The organism is Cohnella sp. LGH, from assembly GCF_017671885.1.
Classification (GTDB): Bacteria; Bacillota; Bacilli; order Paenibacillales; family Paenibacillaceae; genus Cohnella; species Cohnella phaseoli.
Map to the genome: position 1 here is coordinate 8,271,917 of NZ_CP072117.1, position 19,120 is coordinate 8,291,036.

13 protein-coding genes are annotated in these 19,120 nt (G+C 55.3%); 1 reads left to right on the forward strand and 12 read right to left on the reverse strand.

The features are described from left to right. Positions 1-90: 90 nt before the first annotated feature. The 9 genes from J4772_RS34085 to J4772_RS34125 all read right to left on the reverse strand — a co-directional run bounded on the left by J4772_RS34085 (position 91) and on the right by J4772_RS34125 (position 9,077). The gene (locus tag J4772_RS34085; protein ID WP_209073268.1) at positions 91-936 is read right to left on the reverse strand and encodes a DUF4362 domain-containing protein; all 846 of its coding nucleotides are present in this window, start codon (positions 934-936) and stop codon (positions 91-93) included. Positions 937-1,080: 144 nt separating this feature from the next. Continuing rightward, complete coding sequence (locus tag J4772_RS34090) at positions 1,081-1,431, reverse strand: DUF3243 domain-containing protein (protein WP_116064859.1); 351 nt, start codon at positions 1,429-1,431, stop codon at positions 1,081-1,083. A 25-nt stretch (positions 1,432-1,456) separates the two neighbouring features. Next, on the reverse strand, positions 1,457-2,662 hold the full coding sequence (locus J4772_RS34095; RefSeq protein WP_116064858.1) for an MFS transporter: 1,206 nt from the start codon (positions 2,660-2,662) through the stop codon (positions 1,457-1,459). Between the two features lie 31 nt (positions 2,663-2,693). After that, a complete protein-coding gene (locus J4772_RS34100) occupies positions 2,694-3,821 on the reverse strand; it encodes a Gfo/Idh/MocA family protein (RefSeq protein WP_209073269.1) in 1,128 nt (375 codons plus the stop codon). A gap of 32 nt (positions 3,822-3,853) precedes the next feature. Beyond that, complete coding sequence (locus J4772_RS34105; protein WP_209073270.1) at positions 3,854-4,654, reverse strand: sugar phosphate isomerase/epimerase family protein; 801 nt, start codon at positions 4,652-4,654, stop codon at positions 3,854-3,856. An 89-nt stretch (positions 4,655-4,743) separates the two neighbouring features. Continuing rightward, positions 4,744-5,871 (reverse strand): ROK family transcriptional regulator, encoded by a 1,128-nt coding sequence (locus J4772_RS34110; RefSeq protein ID WP_209073271.1) that lies wholly within the window; start codon positions 5,869-5,871, stop codon positions 4,744-4,746. Positions 5,872-5,912: 41 nt separating this feature from the next. Continuing rightward, positions 5,913-6,431, reverse strand: coding sequence for a peptide deformylase (gene def, locus J4772_RS34115; RefSeq protein WP_209073272.1), 519 nt, complete (start codon positions 6,429-6,431; stop codon positions 5,913-5,915). A 5-nt stretch (positions 6,432-6,436) separates the two neighbouring features. Further along, a complete protein-coding gene (locus J4772_RS34120; protein ID WP_116064853.1) occupies positions 6,437-6,679 on the reverse strand; it encodes a helix-turn-helix domain-containing protein in 243 nt (80 codons plus the stop codon). Positions 6,680-6,794: 115 nt separating this feature from the next. Next, positions 6,795-9,077 (reverse strand): ATP-dependent DNA helicase, encoded by a 2,283-nt coding sequence (locus tag J4772_RS34125; RefSeq protein WP_209073273.1) that lies wholly within the window; start codon positions 9,075-9,077, stop codon positions 6,795-6,797. Between the two features lie 129 nt (positions 9,078-9,206). On the opposite strand from J4772_RS34125, the gene J4772_RS34130 reads away from it, so the two are divergent. Further along, a complete protein-coding gene (locus J4772_RS34130; protein WP_209073274.1) occupies positions 9,207-10,307 on the forward strand; it encodes a hypothetical protein in 1,101 nt (366 codons plus the stop codon). 104 nt (positions 10,308-10,411) lie between these two features. Here J4772_RS34130 and J4772_RS34135 read toward each other — a convergent pair whose 3' ends face one another. From J4772_RS34135 to J4772_RS37245, 3 genes are all read right to left on the reverse strand, one after another. Then, the gene (locus tag J4772_RS34135; protein ID WP_209073275.1) at positions 10,412-11,719 is read right to left on the reverse strand and encodes a 6-phospho-beta-glucosidase; all 1,308 of its coding nucleotides are present in this window, start codon (positions 11,717-11,719) and stop codon (positions 10,412-10,414) included. A 38-nt stretch (positions 11,720-11,757) separates the two neighbouring features. Then, positions 11,758-12,732 carry an N-acetylglucosamine kinase gene (locus J4772_RS34140; protein ID WP_209073276.1) on the reverse strand — a complete coding sequence of 325 codons (975 nt, stop codon included), beginning with the start codon at positions 12,730-12,732 and terminating at the stop codon, positions 11,758-11,760. 265 nt (positions 12,733-12,997) lie between these two features. Beyond that, a complete protein-coding gene (locus tag J4772_RS37245; RefSeq protein WP_247740931.1) occupies positions 12,998-19,036 on the reverse strand; it encodes a glycosyl hydrolase family 8 in 6,039 nt (2,012 codons plus the stop codon). Positions 19,037-19,120 lie beyond the last annotated feature (84 nt).

Here is a 19,120-nt window from a genome sequence, read left to right on the forward strand (position 1 = left end):
TCATCAACGCAGTCGAAATCGGCGTCGTTCGCATTCGCTTTCTTTTTTTATCGATCATATTAAGCAACTTAACTTACGGGACAGCCCTTGCTATTCGACGGTTTTCAGATCGAGCACAACCCTGGACTTATCGTCATCACATTTGGAGAGCGTGTAGCGCAATCCGTCTTGCTCCAGATTTTTGCAAAAGTCGGTCGATCTCCGGGGCACGCCGAAGCCATCCATCGAATTGTCGTACGTGTACTGAATCGCCTGCCCATCGAAGAGCAAGTCCTCAAAGATCGGGTCCCCTTCGATCGTGTAAGCCGTAATATGCGCCTCGGCCAGATTGCCCGACCGGACTTGCTCAACGAATTCCGTCCAGTTGTCCAAATTGGTCAGCTTGCCGTGTACGTTCACGATGTCCCCGTTAGCGGCGGCTTGCTCCGGCGTGTAATCCAGCGAACGGATCAATTCTCGCAATCTGTCGGTATGCTCCTCGGACAACACATACCCCGTCCCGCTATCCTCCACATAGGTATACAAGCCTTTCGTTCCCGACTCGTATCCCAACCACAGATGAAAACCGGCTTCGCCATCTTCGCCGACAAACGACACGTCGTATTCCGGCTTGGCAATGTCCAGTTGACCTCCCATCTTTTCTGCGGAGCGGAACGCTTTAACGAACGCTTCAAGCTCTTTCTGTCCCTCGAACGCCCCCAGCGCCGCCGGATAGACGCTTCCGAACCGCTGCGAGCGGCTGACGACAACCTGTCGAAACTCCGTGCCCTTCCACTCGACAGGCGTAACCTCCGGCCTTCGTTCTCCCGACGGCGGGTTTTCTTGCGTACTCGGTCTTGGCTCTTCCGTCGGCTTTCCCGCCGGTTTCGACATGCCGCAGCCCGCCAGAAGCAATAAACCGGCGAGCATGACTAGCCAGATCCGCTTTCTCCTCATCTGCACGATCACCTCGCTATTCTGACGAAGCGATCGGCAGTTTAGTTTCATCTGTCCGAGGGAGCGTCCGCCTCTCGCACTCTCCTCGAACCTGCCTTCGGTAAATCTTCCTATCGGAGCTATGCCCCAAAAGGCTTCTCGCCGTTAATGCGTCCGGTTTCCTTGAGCCAGCCTAAGCAGCATATGAGCGAGCGCATGCCTCTCCTCGTCCGTGCCTGCTTTCCATAGCTCCTGAAGCAGCAGCTCCTCGTTATTCCGCGGCTCCTCATGGCTTGCCAGATAATCGGCTACCTTCTGCGCGATTACAGCCATTTGCTCCTCGCTCATCCCGATGCTTTCGGCCATCCGAATTCGTCGATTCAAATACCCTCTGAACTCCTCGAAATTTCTTAAGATACGGTCCCGCTCCGACGGCTCGATTCTGGAAATGGCAGCCCCTACCCTTTCAGGTACAATATCGCCATCCTTGTCGACCACATGGTTATGTTCGGACATTCGTAATCCTCCTTGCGTTGATTAGTTATGCCCCACTATTGTTCCCTTCCGGGAGTCGATCGAACCTTCTTCTGGAAACCATCCTAAGCATTGCGCAAAACGCGATCGTGCCCATAAGCGTAACTCCCGCACTGATCCTGTACATTTCCTGCGGGCCGAGCTCTTGAAACATCCAACCGCCGACGGTTCCCGCCAAAATCCCCGACACCCCGCCCCACGTCAGACCGTAAATCGCTTGACCGGAAGAACGATATTCGGCAGGCACAAACAGCGATGTCAGTTGGGTTCCGACATAATAATAGATACCGAAAGTCGCACAATGCATTAACTGGATCGCTACGATCTGAAGCGCCGTATCCGCCGTGCCCATCAGCGCCCAGCGGATCGTATACAGCAGACTGGCAATGACCAGCCAGCCGACCATCGGCTTTACGCTTCTCTTCATATACTTGTCCATCAACAGAAACACCGGGGCTTCGAGGAAAGCCGTCGCGAACATCGACCAGCCGACCACAGAAGCCGAGCCGCCCAACTGATCGATATACAGACCGACGAACGTTCCGTTGATCGAGTTGGGCACAGATACGAGAACGCCGATTCCGAGCAGCATCAGAAACGGCCTGTTGGCGAATATTTGGGCATAGGACGTTTTGTTCGAGGAGCCCGCATTTTGCATTTCGCTGCCCCTCGGCAGCAAAAAAGCAATCGCGATCGCCACGAGCATCGCGACATCGAATACGACCCAGAGCTTGTGAATGCCCAGATGGCCGATCAGAGGGCCGGACGCTGCGGCCGTAACGGCCCAGCCCAAAGATCCCCACATCCGGAAAGCCCCGAACTTATGCCGCGTTCCCTCGATCGTATTCAGAATAAGGCTGTTGCTTTGCGTAAACAACGGACTCTGAAAAATAAAATACACCAGGATAGCCCCATAGATCAGCGGTTCGTTGCCTGTGGAGAACACGACTTGCATGGTTGCGAACGCGCCTATCAGTGCCAGAATAAGCACGATGCGGTTGTTGCGCATCCGATCCGCCCAATAAGCCCACAGCGGATTCGCCACAAGGGACACAATCGGCCCGCCCGCCAATAACGTGCCGATCTCGATGGGGGAGATGCCAATATCTTTAAGATATAAGGAAAAAAATGTACCGTATACGGCCAGAGCGCCGTACATGACGAAATTGAATACTCTTAGAATGTTGAATGAATAGGCTGGTCGTTCCGTCATTGCGCTCCGTTCCTTTCAAGCCTGAATTTCATTATAGAGGGACGGAACGGGAGACAGAGCCGGCTATCGTCTCCTCCGCCGTTACTTCCTTGCCCCTCTCATGCGATAAATAGATGCCCTCGCTGACCAGCATCGTGTTCAAGGCGATCTCCGCAGTCGGCAGCAGCGGCACTTGTCCGCGAAGCGCCGCGATCCAGTGATGCTGCGACGATTCGTAAGCATCCGGATACTCGGCCAGACGGCGGCGACGCACATGAGCAAGCTCCAGATTGACCGAGCAATCCATATCCAAGTCCGCTATCGCCGTATGGAAGGCGAAGCGGTTCGGCTCCGCATCGGACACCGCCCCGGACAAGCGGATTCCTCCCTCCGAGCCGACAATCGCGCCTCCCTCGAAGCCGCCGAGGTGAATCGCCCATGATTCCGCGATATCCATCGTGATGCCGCCTTCGAACTTAACGAAGCCTGCGGCGAATTCCTCGACATCGAAGCCGCTGGCGCTTCGCCTTTCCTCGGCCATCGCCATCTCCTGATAGAGCTGGCCCGATATTCTCGACACCTGAGGATTGCCGAGCAAGTAGAGCAATTGAGAGATATGATAGACGCCCATATCGAACAAGGCTCCGCCTCCAGCCGTTTCCTTGCGGGTAAAAGCCGGCGTGCCGTACCCGTCCACGAATGGACGATTCCTTCTGCGGAATCCCGCGGAGCGAGCATGAAATAGCTTGCCGAGCTTGCCGGCGTCAATCAACTCCTTGGCCGTCGCGGTCTCTATCGAGAACAATCGATTCAACTGGATATGCAGCATCCGCCCGGTGCCGCGAGCCGCTTCGACCATGCGCGCCCCGTCGGCGTAAGCCCCCGCGATCGGTTTCTCGCAGTATACATGTTTGCCTGCGTTCAGGGCCGCAACCGTTACCGGCTCATGATAGTTATTATGAAGACATACGTCAACTGCGTCTACATCGTCTCGCTTCAACATTTCCCGAAAATCGGCGTACGTCGATGGGATTCCGTGCTCGGCCGCCACACGCTCGGCTTCAGCGACATTCACATCGCATACGGCGACAATCTCCGCCCCGGGAATGGCTTTGTAATTGGCGATGTGCATTTTGCCGATTTGTCCTGTTCCGATAATGGCTAATCTGACGCTGCTCATTTTGTCGTCATCCTCTCCGATGAATGGATTGTCTAAGCGGTTATGCCCGCTTCCCCCAGCCGGGATTCGGCCTGCTTGAGCAATGCGGAGATCTCGGAATACGGATTTACGGTCGCATTGTGTTCAATGGCCCAGTAACCGTCAAAGCCGGCGTCCCTTAGCATGGCGACTGTGTGCGCAGATTCGGATGAAGCCGCCGTTTGCGCGTCGAAATGCGTATGGAACACCCAGGGCGCCACCTGCTCGTCCCCGGTTTCCCGCTCCTCATTCCAACGACCCATGTGCAGCAAAATCCCGAATGACGGATCGTCCACCGCCTGCGCCAATCTTCTCATCTCACCCGGTACGAGCGAAGGACCCATATGATTTTCCGGACCGATACGCATTCCGTTGTCGCTTGCGATCCGGCAATACTCCCGAAAGCCTTCTACAATATGGGTAAAAGCTTCCTCCGAAAACCTGTCGCTTCCGTATCCGCCCGTATCGATGCGCACCGTCTCCGCCCCCAGAATGGCGGCAGCCCTCAAATGCGCCAGCGCATTTTTCCTGAGAGCCTCGCGCATGGCCGGATCCGGATCCCACAGATGTGCGGTATCGATGGCAAGATTCACAAGACGCAGCTCCTTCTCGTCGAGAGCTTCGCGCACCTTCCTTAAATACGACTCGTCAGCCAGCGTGAGAAGCGGCGCCGTTCTCTCCGCAATCTGAGCGTTCCACAAATCGACGGCATCCAGACCGTAGCGGAATTTGACCGACTCCAAATAGCCGAACACGTCCATCTTTCCTTCGAGAGACAGATGATTAAAAGAATATCCTCCGATCGACAGCTTCATCTCCACATCTCCTCCTTCTGTTCTTTAATTAATTTATTCGACGAATAAATTAATTATCCTTGCCAGATTGAAGACGGAGAGAAGTTTTTTTAGTCGACTTCCCTCATTCGAAAAATGTGATGAAGCCCTAGCGTGGCTGCGCCTACCGCCGCTCCCTGCAGCTTCCAATGCGCCGCCGTAATCGGAGTCGGGCGGCGCAGCTTCCCTGTCTCCCGACTCTGAATCTTCGTCTTCAGCAGTTCGAAATAGCTCTCGTTCTCGGCAATCCATCCGCTTAGAATTGCCTGCTGGGGATTGAGCAATTGAACGATCGAGACGCATTCTTCCACGATCGCTTCCGTCGCCTGAGTGAGCTGCCGACCTGCCGGTCCGTCCGCTTGCTCCAATCCGAGCGCAACAAAACGCTGCAGTATCTCCTCCGGCGCGTCCTGTGCGGGGAACGTCCGGGGCATCTCCTGAGCCAATTGCCCCGCAAGCCTTCGCGTGCCGTACGGATAAAGCCTGGGGAGGCTGCCCGCCCCGCCCTCGCTGCCGCGATAGACGCGGTTATCGATCACGATCCCCGCGCCGACGCCATAACCGATCAGAATGTAGACAATCGTGTCGAGACCTTGCGCCGCCCCGTTGAACCGTTCCGCGAAGCCGGCGGCATCGAGATCGTTCACAAGAAAAGCGCGGGCTCCCGTCGCTCTCTCCACTACGTCCGCCAGCGCAAAGTTCTCCGCTTCGATCGGGCTTGCCCGCACAACGACGCGCTGTGTCGCGTCGATGCGTCCCGGAACCGAAACACCGACCGTTCGCAGACGGGCCGTATCGATTCGGCAGCTTTCAAGAAACGCCGCAACAATCTCCGGAAGCCGCTCCGTGATTTCGGACTCTCCCCGCAACATAGGAATCGTCTCGGAGGAGACGATATCCCCGCGCATATTGAGCAGCGCGCAGCGCGATCCGCCTAGATCCACGCCCAGAGCATAGCCGCTGTCGGCTTTGATGCTCAGCAGCGTCATCCTCCGGCCAACGCCCGATCCGCTCGTGCCGGACTCGTAGACGACGCCCTCGCGGATCGTCTCATCGATCAGGATGGACACGGTGGAAGGGCTAAGCTTCGTCTTGCGGGCAAGCTCCGCGCGGGAGATCGGCCCGTATGCGTAAATCTGGTGGAGCAACAGCGATTTGTTAATATCGCGCATCATTTGCTGATTGCCGATTTTGTTCATTGTCGACTCCCGCGTTTCGTCGTAGTGTTGCGATTGCCCGCCTACAGCCCTTGATTGGTCAGCTTGACGACTTCGAATAGAGGAATTTTATCCTGCGTCTGATCCGCGAACAGCCAAGATCCCTGAACGTGATCGACGAATAGAACCCCGTTCAGGTGATCGATCTCGTGCTGGATGCACCGAGCAAGAAAGCCTTCCCCCTCCAGCTCGACCGTCTCCCCCTGCCGGTTCATCGTCGTAATTTTCACGTAGTTCGCCCTTTTCACGAACCCGTGATATCCGGGATAGGACAGACAAGCTTCCGCCCCCTCCTGCTCTCCGCTCGTTTCGACAATCTCGGGGTTGATCAGCTCGATCAAGCCGTCCCCGCAGTCCATGACGATGACCCGCCTCAAAATACCGACCTGAGGCGCGGCCAGTCCGGCGCGGCCCTCGGCCGCATGCAGCGTTTCCGCCATGTCGTCCAGCAGCTTGGCGATCTTCGGCGTCACTGTCTCTACCGGCTTCGCTTTCTTGCGAAGAATGGATTCCCCGAAAGGAACAATTTGCAATACGGACACTTAAGTCAAGCTCCCTTCGTCTGTTCGGGAGAGGTATAGACCCACAGGTCGCCGGGCGAGCACTCCAATGCCGTGCACAGGGCGTCCAGCGTATCGCTTTTCATCTGCTTGGGCTGATCGTTGATCAGCGCGCTGATGGACGGCGCGGACATCCGGTATCCCGATTTGTCCCACAGCAGCCGCATCAGCTCCGCGCCTGACCTCACGCCTCTCTCCAGCATCGCTTTGCGCAGCACCCACTCCAGCATTCCTCGATCCCCTCTCTTTGCCAAAAATATTAGGTAGCACCTAATATAGCACAGCACGACTGCGCTAACAAGACATAACCGAAAAGGCGTTCCGTTCCGCCTTGTCCCGCTACTGTCACCCTCGCCACTCCTCCGGGAGCAGACGGGCGTATTTCGGCTGCAGGTAGCGGTCGTCAAGGAGCATCAACCGCCCCCGGTCAAGCTCCGTGCGAATCAGCCGGCCTCCGGCTTGCAGCACCTTGTTAATGCCGGGATACACGTAGGCGTAATCAAAACCGTTCATCCCTTGCGCGTCGAAGTGACTGCGAATCAGATTCCGCTCCAATCCGATCTGCGGCATACCGACTCCGACGACGGCAACGCCGTTCAGCCTGTCCCCGGTCAAGTCGATCCCCTCCGAGAAAATACCGCCCATGACCGCGAAGCCAACTAGCGTTTCCTCGTTGGCCTCATCGAACCTAGCCAAAAACTGCTCCCGCTCTTCCTCCGCCATATCGGGCGTCTGAAGCAGCGTTTGCCAGCTTCCCTCCGACTGCGCCGCAAATTCCTCATAAATCCCGTTCATATATTCGTAGGAAGGGAAGAACACGAGATAGTTGCCCCGTCTCTGTCCCGCAAAATCCAACAAAGCCGCCGTCAGCCGCTCCTTCGTCCGTTCCCGGTCCGCATACCTCGTCGAGAGAGGAATAATCCTCGCCTCCCATTGCTCCTTGGCGAAGGGAGAACCGAGCGTAACCGAATAATCCTCTTCTCCCGCGCCAAGCATATCCATATAGTAGCCCAGCGGGGACAGCGTAGCCGAGAAAAAAACATGCGCCAAAAATCCTTTCCCCATCTGCGCAAGGAGATGCGAAGGGTCCAGGCAGAACATTTTCAACCGAACTTCGTTCCGCTCGAACTCCGCATAGGCCACATAGCGTTCATCATACAGCTTCCCGGTTCGAATCCAGCCCGCAGCCGCGAAGTAAGCGTTCAGCAGCCGCTCGCTTCCCGCGCCCGGACCGCCCCCTGCCAGCTCCCGCTCCGCCCGGCCAAGGAACTCCTCAATCAACACTTGCAATCCGTCCGGTACCTCCTTGGACACGAGCGGCTCTCCTTCTGATTGCTTCCTCAGCGCGACAAACCATTTGTTAATCGTTTTGGCGGCCGTATGGATCGATAGACTAACCCCTTTGAATTCCCGTTCGAGCTCCAGAAACTCCCGCTTCTCCAGTACGGCCGAATACATCTCCCGCGCCCGGTCAACCAGATTGTGCGCCTCGTCTACGAGCAGCGCCGTCCGCTTTTTCCGCTCGCCGGTCAATCTCTTTAACGACACTCTCGGATCGAAAATATAGTTGTAGTCCCCTATAACCGCATCCGCGCCATACGCCGCATCCAGAGACATTTCGAACGGACATACGACATGCTTGCGAGCATACCGCTCAATCGTTTCCCGGCGGATCGACGTCTCGTTGCCGAGCAGATCGAGAATGGCTTCGTTGATCCGGTCGTAATAGCCATTGGCGTAAGGGCAGCTCTCCGGGCGGCAGTCTACTTGATCCTGAAAACATACCTTCTCCTTCGCCGTAATCGTCACGGACCGCAGAACGAGCCCCTGCTGGGCCATAGTCGCCAGCGTGTCCTCCGCAGCGGTCCGCGTAATCGTTCTGGCGGTCAGGTAGAACAACTGCTCCAGCTTGCCCGTGCCGATCGCCTTAATCGCGGGAAACAGCGTCGAAACCGTCTTCCCGATGCCCGTGGGAGCGCGGGCAAACAGCTTTCGGCCTTCGCAGATCGTTTTGTAGACGGCCCCTGCCAGCTTCCTCTGCCCCTCGCGGTAAGATGTGAACGGAAACTCCAATTCCGCTATACTCTCGTCTCTAAGCCGCCTATTCTCGGCCAACATGCGCGCATACGGAGCATACGCCTCCGTCACGTCCCGAACATACTTCTCTAACTCGGCCAGAGTCTTCTCTCGTTCAAAGCACCTGACCTCTTCCGTGTCCACCTGAACGTAAGTCAGTCGGACGCGCAGCCGTTCCGCTCTATTCTCCATCGCGTACATATATGCATAGAAATAAGCCTGCGCCCAATGCACTTCGGGAGTCTCGTTCTCCGTCATCGCTTCGATATCGCGAACCGTAGATTTGATCTCCTCAATCGTTATCGCTCCGTCTTCGGAGGCCAGCAGTCCGTCACACCGGCCGTCCACGACGAACAGGAGCTCTCCGCACACAATTTCCGCGCTCAAATATACTTCCTTCCGGTCGCTCTCGCCGTATTTGCTTTGCAGCTTCTGATGCGCTTTTGTCCCCTCGATCATCGTACTAGCCGCCCGAAAGCCGGAATCGAGACTGCCGCCGCGAAACACATGCTCAACAAGCCCCCTGACGGACAGGGATATTGTATCCGCCATCGCGCGCTCTCCTCGCTCAGAACATTTGTTCTATTATAGCACATTTTATTGTATCGAACCTCTTTTCACCCCCTCATCCCTAATGATAAAATGAAAAAAATGGATATCATTTGACCGGAGGCTTCGCTCATGCCCAAAACTCCGAAAGTTCAGTCCTCATCGTCCAGCGCAAAAACAAATACGAATACCCATGTCCCCAACACTCCCGCTTCCGGCTATGTGCCTGGATCTGTCCCCTCGCTGTCCATGCTGGGAGCGATCGGCAACAGCGCCGCCCTTCAATTGATGAGCCAGGCGAGTCAGGCGGATTCGGATCTCGAAGAGGAGGAATCGGATTACGAGGAGCAGGACGAGGATACCATGGATTGGGTTGACTCATTCACGGAGGAGCAGTACGGAGAATATTTGGAGAAAAAAGAGGATGGAGAATCGCGTGATTACGTGCATGAAACGTTAGACTACGACTCCTCGGACAACGAAAGCGAGATGGACGAGGATACGTTCGTCGAAGCGCTCGAACAGATTTACTCCGTCATGGAGCCCTATCAGGACGTGGACGAGTTGAAGGAGCTTTCTGACCGGGTTGCGGAGGATCGGGAGGACGACAACGATATGACGCAGGACACGTTCGGAGAAGTCGGCAGACTTCACGATAATCGCCAAGGCGTTGTCAGCGTCCGGGACAATCCGATCCTGTTTGCGGCGCACCGCGACATCATCCCGATCAAATCCGCCCGCAAAGCCAGAAAAACGAGAATTCCTCTGAAATACGGCGACTACCGCAAAAAGTTCAACAAATCGGTACCTAAAATGACCAGTTATCTCATGAAGCGCAACAAATTCGAAGAGAAGATCATTGCCAAAAGATTAAAATCCAAGCAAGCCAAAGCTTTAAAACTCATGCTGAAATCCGGATCGCTCGATCTGCGCAACGAGAACGACAAGCCTCCGGCACTGGAACACAAAATCAACAAAGCCGGCAAACAGGGGTATCCGATCGGACAAGTTCGCTCTCGCAATCTCGTGCTCGTGAATGACGACCGCAAATATGATGAAGGTCCGCATCCGATGATGCACAGCATCAAAGCGGCCGAAGGCAGCGGCAAAACCAACTACTCGCGACTGGACGACGATGCGGGGGCTGCGATCGCCTTCGGCATCCGCAAAGGACTCGAGAAAAGACGGCTGGAAAAAGAAGAGGATGAAGAGGAAGGTTCGGACACGGATTGATCAAAAATACGCGCTCCAGTAAGGGAGCCGCTGCTCGCACCTGAAAGACTACCTCCCAAAACGACGAAGAGCCGCCCATTTAAGGGAGCGGCTCTTCCGTGTTTTTACCGGAAAAATCGCGGCAAATACGGTTTGTTTTTCTCCAGCATTTCGTCCAGCAGCACCTTGGCGACATTGACGGACGGAACAAGAGGGTGAGCCGCCATCGCTTGCAGCGCGATTTCGCGGTCGCCGGTAATGGCCGCTTGGATCGTCAGCCTTTCGTACGATTTCACCGCATGGATCAGTCCTTTAGTTTGCTCCGGCACTTTCGTCACCGGAAGCGGAATCGGACCTTTGCCAGTCACGACGCAGTTGACCTCGATAGAGGCGTCCTCCGGAAGGAAGTCCAAGGTCTTGCCATTGGTCACGTTCAGCGTCTGAATGTCTCGCTTGTCGTTATACAGGGAAACCATCAGGTTAACCGCGGCCTCGGAGTAATAAGCACCGCCGCGCTGCTCAAGCTGCTTCGGCTTCTCTTCAAGGTTCGGGTCCTTGTACAGCTCGAACAATTCGTCTTCGACACGCTTTACGACTTCCGCGCGCGTACCTTTCGCCTTCAGCGATTCGAGCTGTTCCTCCAGCATAACGTCTGTCAGGTAGAAATATTTTAAATAGTAGGAAGGGAACCCGCCCAGACCGCGGAGGAAGTCGAGATCCCACTCCGTTGCAGGCACGTTTTTGCCGGAGTATTCTTCGCGCTTATCGAGCAGCTCCGTCAGTTTGTCTTCGCCGTCCACTTCGATCCGCGTTACCCAGTGCAAATGGTTAAGGCCGACGAATTCGGTGTACAGATGGTCTGGCGTCGTGTCGTATTTTTTGCTCAACCACTTATGCAATCCGATCGGCGCGTTGCATAAGCCGATGCTCTTCACCTTGGAGTGACGGGAGATGGCTTCGGTGACCATACCGGCGGGATTCGTGAAATTCAGCAACCAAGCGTTCGGCGCCAGTTCCTCAATGTCCTTGCAGATGTCAAGCAGGACGGGAATCGTGCGGAGAGCCTTCATCATGCCCCCTGGGCCGGTCGTCTCTTGCCCGATTACGCCGTATTTGTTCGGAATATGCTCGTCCCACTTCCGCGCCTCAAGCAAGCCTACCCGCATCTGTGTGGAGACGAAGTCCGCGCCTTCGATCGCTTGCCGGCGATCGAGCGTCAGATGAACTTCCATCGGCAGACCTGACTTCGCCACCATCCTCTTCGCCAATTCGCCGACGATCTCGAGCTTGTGACGACCTTCCTCGATATCGACCAGCCATAGTTCGCGAATCGGCAGCTTCTCGTAGTTTTTAATGAAGCCTTCCACAATCTCCGGCGTATAAGAAGAACCTCCGCCGATTACCGCGATCTTCAAGCTTTGTTTGTTCGTCATGTTGTTCTCTCTCCTTAAATTAGGGTAGTCGTGTTGATTTAAGCCAGGCTAAATTCTGCCACGCCGCGCAAGCGTTCGTATACGGCGCGCGGCAGCTCGATGCCCGTCGCCTCTATCGCCAGCCAGACCGCTCCGACGACCGGCTCGACCTCCAACGTGACGACGCGAGCGGACGGAGCGACCTCTTGAACAGCCTCGCGGATACACTTGTGAATGAAGTCTCCTTCGCCGCGAGTCACGATGCTGCCGGCTAGAACGACGTCGAACGTCAGGCTCTCCATCACAAGCCGCCGAATGACCGCCTTAGCCGACTTGCCAAGTTCGATTCCCTGCATGCGCAAAATGTCCGCAGCAACCTCATCCCCTTCCTTCGCCGCCTGGAACAGCAATTTCGCAAGCCTCAACGGCGGCACTTTGTTGTGGTCCAAGTAATCGTCGAACATTTCCTGCACGTTTGCGTAGCCCAAATCGTCCAGTACCAGTTGAGTGAGCAATGTCGAACGCTCTCGGCCGTCCCAAGCGCGGATGACCGTGCGGAATACCTCTACGCAAAGCGTGCCGCCTCCCCCGAAATCGCCGAACATATAAGTGAAGCCCCCGCATTGATAAAACTGCCCTTCCGGGCTAACGCCCGCGCTGTTGGAGCCGGTGCCGCATATCAGGACGACACCGTAAGGCCGATCCGTACCGGCCCGAAGCGCGATCATTGTGTCACAATTGATCTCATGCCGCGGAAATCCGAGCTCTGCGATCATTGGACGCAAAATGCCGTAGTCGATCTCTCTATCCGCGCCCGCCAATCCGAAATAGGCAAATTCGATCTGTTCTCGCTTCAGTCCCGCTTGTGTCAGGGCCATCTCGACCGACTCGCCGATATTAGCCTTCGCCGTCTCGTAATCGATTTGATGATTTCCGTTGCCGCTGTGTCCCTTGCCTACAATAGCTCCCTGCTCGTCGACGATCAGCGTATAAGTTTTGCTGCCTCCGCCGTCGACGCCTAGATAATATTTCAACGAATTCACTCCCATGATGACAGATGATTTCGACTTGCAGCATAACGAAAGCGGCTCAACGCAAAGACGGAGAGGAGCAGCATCGCCGCCCCTCCTCCAGAATAACAAATCGCTTATTCTAAATACTTCATTCAAAAACAATACTTTAATAAAATTGAATTATATAGATAGTTAAAGCGATTTAACTTTAAGAAAAGTATATACCACAAATTTGAGATGCACAAGCGCAATGTTCGGCGTACAAACGCGACTTGGAGGCGCCCGCCTATTTGTCTTTAATAAAGTCCAGCAGCCTTAGGATCGTTACGACTGCTTCGGCTCTCGTCGCAGTTGCCCCGGGCTCGAATCGATCGTTCCCGCGGCCTTGCATAATGCCCAGCTTCCGAATCTCCTCAATAGATGCTTTCGCCCATGAAGGAATATCCTTGTCGTCCGCAAAACTCGTTCGGCTCGAGATCAGTTCCGAGAGCCCGATCGCTCTCATCAGCATGACCGCCATCTCGGTACGAGTTACAATCGCATTGGGGCGGAAGGTGCCGTCTGCATACCCCGTCACGATCCCGGCCTCCGTTGCGATCGCTATCGCCTCTTTGGCCCATGTTCCCACGCTGCGCTCATCCTTGAACTTGGACAAGCTTCCGCTGCCCGAAAGTTGAAGCGCTCTAACTAGAATAACTGCGAATTCGGCCCTTGTGATCGGATTATTCGGCCTGAACGATTGATCGGAGTATCCCTTGATGAGCCCTTGCTGCACAGCTCGAGAAATCTCTTTCTCCGCCCAGTGCTTCCCAATGTCCTTAAGCTCGGGGAGAGAGCTTCCCGGATTAGACGGATTCGCAGGCTCTTGCGGCTTCGTCGGTCCGGTCGGATTAGCCGGCTCAGTCCCTCCAGGCGACGTCCCCCCTGGACTCGACGGTCCACTCTCTTGCCGCTTCGTCGTCACCAGTCTCATGTTGCTCGCTTTGGATTTGTTCCCCGCGGCATCAAAGGCGATGACCATGTACGCATACTGCTTGTTGGCCGTCAGCCCGACATCCTTGTACTGTGTCTTGTTCGTTGTCGCGATCAACTGGCCGTCCCGGTAAACCTCGTAGCCAGCCACTCCCAGATTATCGCTGGATGCCAGCCATCTCAACTCGATCGCCGAGCTAGACGCCGGATTCGCATAATCGATGACCGGAGCCGTCGGCGCTTCGGCGTCGACAAATGTCGGCGACCACCAGTTGCCGGAGACTACGATCATACTGAGCATGCGGATGTTGTTCCCGAAGTAGACCTCGTCCTCGGTGTCGATCGCCGCGCTGTAATCCCACAGATCGTTTAACCACTGCTGATTGCCCGCGTCGATTGTCGCGCTTACCATAAACGGAGCAATAAACGTGATATCCTGCCATTCGTCTTCTACCGAAGCTTGCAGCCCCGCCGAACCATCCAGCTTATACCCCGAGAAAATACGGCTCGGATCGTTCTGCGTTTGGCCGCGTATCCACCGATTAAGCGTCGTCAACTGATCCTTGGCCCGTTTGTCTCCCGTAACCAGATAATCCGTCGCGATTCTCCACGGCACGCGGGAGGAATTGTAATAGTAATCTCCGTCGTGCTCGGATTCCAGCCAGTAAGGCTCCGCCGGTACAAACCGGTCTCCCTGCTTAACGATGAAGTCGGGCAGCAGCCCCGCGTTAGGACTGTAATTCTTGAATATTTCGTCGATCACGCGATAGGTTCCGTCGACCGTCCGTCCCCAGCGCTCATCTCCCGTGACGGTCCCGTAGTCCTTCATATGCTGCAGCATAAAATCGGAAGCACGAGTTGCGCCGGCATACTTGCCCGATGTCGCCCAATCGGCAATTCTGAGCGTCCAATCGGTCTGATAGACCTCGCTGTCCATAATCGCGCGAATGACCTTTTTGGCCTCCTCCAGGTAGTTGATATCTCCCTGGCTCCCCCACTGCTGATCGGCAAGCAACAGAGAATAGGCTATGTCCATATCGCCGTCCGTAGCGGAATCGACGCCGCTGACGTCAATGATCTCCGTCCCCGTATCCCCCTGGCGCCAAGCCATCAGCTGCGGATTGATTTCGCTTGGATGCGCTCTGAAGTAACGGTACATGGCGTCAAAATCATCTTGCGCCGCCGGATCGCGCCCCGCCATCAACGCGGTGATCATCATCCCGTAGCCGTGCGCTTCCGATACGGTTATCGGGAAGTACGAACCGCCGCCTTCCAACGGCTCCCAGCTTTCCAGATCGTCCCGGTCCAGATCGTCGGTATACCATACGTACTTCTGCGACGAATCGTAAGGATTAGCTTGCAAATATTTCTGCTTCCATTCCCTGTACAAGCGAATAACCGTAGCATCCATCTCCGCCTGCGTCACATGATTCGGCTTAATTGAACCGCCGACATATGCAGCGTGCTGCGGGAACGGCTTATGAGGCCCTTCACCCGATGCAGGCTGCTTGGTCGTAACGGCGACCGTATGGCTTGGCAGCGATCCAAGATCGATGGAGTTTAGCGCGATAACATAATAGCTGTAAGCTGTTCCGGCCGCCAAACCGAGATCCGTAAAAGAAGTGACGGATGGGGCTGTGTGTCCGATTTTTACGCCGTCGCGATAAACGTCATAGCCGGATACCGCAACATTGCCGGGAGACGGCTGCCAGGTCAACCGCACCTGGAATTGAGACACCGCTTCCCCTTTCAAGTTCGCCGGCGCCGACGGCGGCTCGTTCTCGTCCGGGCCGTCCATCGTTGCCGCTTCGACCGGATCGGAGTTCATTCTTGTACCGACGGCTTTCACGACAAAATTATACCGTTTAGCCGGATTGAGACCCGGGATCGTATAGCTATATTCCGTTTTCCCCTGCTCAACCGGAATATACGCGCTCCAGTGCGTAGCCACCTTGTCGTGCTTCTCGTAAATTCTGAAGCCCCGCACCGGTTCTTCGCCGCCGGAAGGAGCCTTCCACGTCAGAACGGCGTCGTTCTCCTGCATGACCGCACGCGCCCGCTCTACTCGCTCAGGCTTTACATCCGTTCTCTTAATGCCGTATTTGTCATATTCGATCAAGCCATTCCCTACCGTTCCGAGTTGTCCCTCGTCGGCAACCGCGGCAGTATATGATTTGAACGACAGCGTCTTATCGTCGATCGCTACGTCCGTAAACATCTTTTTCGCCGGCTGTTCGTTCACGTCCGCGAAGAAATGATCGTACGGAATCGGCTGGCCGTGTTCGTCCTTCTTGATCACCGGATTCCAATTCTCGTCGAATTCATACAGCCACTGCTGCTTAGTGTAGAATTTGTTCCCCAAGGCGTTAGGCATCAAATATACCGTTCCTTTGGGATTTACGGCATGGCCGTTCTCGTCGAAGGCGATCTCCGACTTCGGCACGACCTCGTTGCCGTACATCTGGAAGGATCTCATATACATATGATCGTGCGCCTCGAACACCATGTCGATGCCCAACTCGTCGAACACTGGAATCAGATGCTGCCTGTAGAACTGTACTCGGCTGTCCTCGTACATCGCGGAATTGTCTCCGGACGCGTACGGACTTTTATGGAAAGTCACGAACTTCCACTTCTTGTCCGTCCGGGCAACCGTATTTCTCATCCAGTCCACTTGAGCTCGGAATTGCGGATCCTCCCAATCGATGTCTTTGCCGTTAGCGGCAAGTCCGCCTTCATACTGCGAATTGAAGACCATGTACAACGCATCGCCGTATTCAAAAGAATAGACGGAGCCTGGATGAGTATCCTCAACGACCTGCTTCGGCACATTGAAATGATAGTAGAAGTTATCGTTATCCGTCGTTACGTCGCCGTCGTAATCGTTCACCTCGTGCCCGCCAAGAACCGGGACGTACGGCACCTTGAGCAGCGAATCCTCGGCAACCGTAAACATCCATTGCCAATGCGACTCCAAATCCCCGTTGTCTACAAGATCTCCCGCCACGATGAGAAACTTGGGATCGCCAATGAAATCGACGGCTTTCCTGAACGTGTCTCCCCACGGTTCGAAGCCGGACAGACTGGAAGATTGAGAATCGGCGCCAACGATAAAACGGTAGCTCTGATGCTCGGCCGAGTCCGTTGTGAACGAGCCGATCGGACTCCAAGAGCCGGCTTCCCCGTTTCCTACCCGATACTTGTACGCCGTTCCAGGCTTCAAGCCATCGGCAATCGCTTTGTGACTGTAAAATTTCGTTTTGGCGTTCGTACCGCGGTCGCTAGCCGTCATGAAGGTTGCGACCTCCTCGGCCTTCCCTTCATATCCCTTCGCGCCTGCAGCAGGGAACGCGTTCCCTGTCATCTGAGAAGCTTCCACGACTTCTACCACGGTTCCCGTCATCTGATCCGTGTACCAAGCGAACCCGATGCTCGTCCGCGGATCCCCATTGAAGGTCATATTAAACAGCTTGGGCTTTACCGGAGATTCTTTAATTGTAAAGCTCCAGATCACATCGCGAATAAGACTCGAATCGTCCGTTCCGCTGATCGCTTCCTTCGGAATGGTTACCGTATAAGAGTTTCCGTGAATAAAATCGGGATGAGAAACGTGCAATTGATTGCCGGACACGACCGATGCCGCAACGCCCGCCATTGGCGTATCGTGTTGATCTTTAATTCCGATCGAGTGCCCGTCGTTAAGCTTGATCGCCTTGTTGAATTTCACGACAACAGGAGCGTTGTTCAACACTTCCACAGCGCTGGATCTAGGACTGCTGGTCATATCGATTGTCGGAACGACAATCTCGGCTCCCGGAATCTGCTCGCCCGAAATTTGAATATTTCTGATTCTGCTAGATCCCGAGCCGCCGATTCCGCCGGCCATTCCGTTCGTATTGACATTGGAATTGACAATCCACCGCAAGTACAGAAGATCGCGGTCGTCCGCGTTGGCGGAAAGCGGAGCATTGTTCAACTTGCAAGCGTCGTTCGCGCAGTTATAATTGGATACGGACATCGTAAGATTTGTATTCGGAACATCCGTCCAAGTCCGATTGTCCGTACTCATTTGCAGCTTAAAATCTCTGGGACCGGAGCCGGAGGAGTTCTGATCCGATGTCACGGCGATGTTCTGGAACCCTTTAGTCGGCACGGCAACGAGCCAGTACTTCTTATTTTCTCCGCCGTCCCAGCCTTGATAGCTGATGGAAGACTGGCCGGCATCGACCGCTTCGAATACGCCCCCGGAGTTTTGCAGCGTGGCTGCCCCCTTGTACGAGCCGGCCGTCGCCGCGATAACGCCTTCGTCTCCCGAGTTCGCAATGACCCAAGACGCGAGATTCGTTTTGGCTGCGGCTCTCGTCCGAACCTGGACCGCGGCGCTTGCGGCAGATTCGTTACCCGCTGCGTCATAGGCCGTCACATAGTATTCATAAGACGTGTCTCTAGCAAGACCGGCGGAGTCCGTGTAGGAAACAGCGACAGACGAGCCGATCTTCGTTCCATCGCGATAAATATGATATCCTTTGAGTTCTTCGTTGTCGGTGGAAGCATCCCAGTTTAATCTGATGCTCGTATCGGTCAGCCCGACGCCCGCTACGTTCGCAGGAACGCTCGGAGCCTGCGTATCGACGGGAATGTTCGCCCCCTCGACCGCTTCGCCTTTAACGACAACATTTCTAAGAATGTTAACTCCGTAATCCCCCAAAGTTCTGGACGGATTGGCAGCCTCTCCGGAAACGACGCCCCAGCGGATGTAGACTGCAGCTTTGTCGTCCGCCTCTTCGGGAAGCGGGAAATCCGTCAATCTGCACGTGTCTCCCGGGCAAGTATACGTAGCCGCAGGAAGCGCAAGCGACTTCAACAGCGTCCAATTCGTGTTGTCCACGCTGATTTCCACATTGAAATGCTTCGGTCCCGAGTTTCCGGACTTCTGCTCGGAAGAGAGGGTCAGGCTCTTAAAATTTTTGGTCGAGACGACTGCCAGCCAGTACTTCGTCGGGACTGGACTGCCGCCGACATCAGCGTAACCGTCGCGCCAGTCGACAAGTCCTCCGTCCGGACCTCCTACCGCCCCGCCCTGCGAATCATACTTCAACCCCGATCCGACAGCGCTAATTGCCGATTGAGCTTTGTTAATGCCATCCGTCGCAGTTACCGCTGCGCCTGCATCCGTTAGGACGGAATTGCCCGAAGTCCAGGAAGCCACGGTGTAAATCGGTGCTTGCGGCTCTGCTGCGGAAGCCTTTCCTCCGGGGCTGCCGGGTGTAAAGCTTGACGCCGTGACCAGGCATGCCAACAGCACATACAAGTGACGCCGCCAGCGCCGCTTCAGCTCATTGCGAATACGCATTTTTTTACCGCCTCTCAGCTATAATCGTTGAATCCGCATTTCTATATAGGTTGAACCACTGACGGGGAAGCCCACTGCATTCCA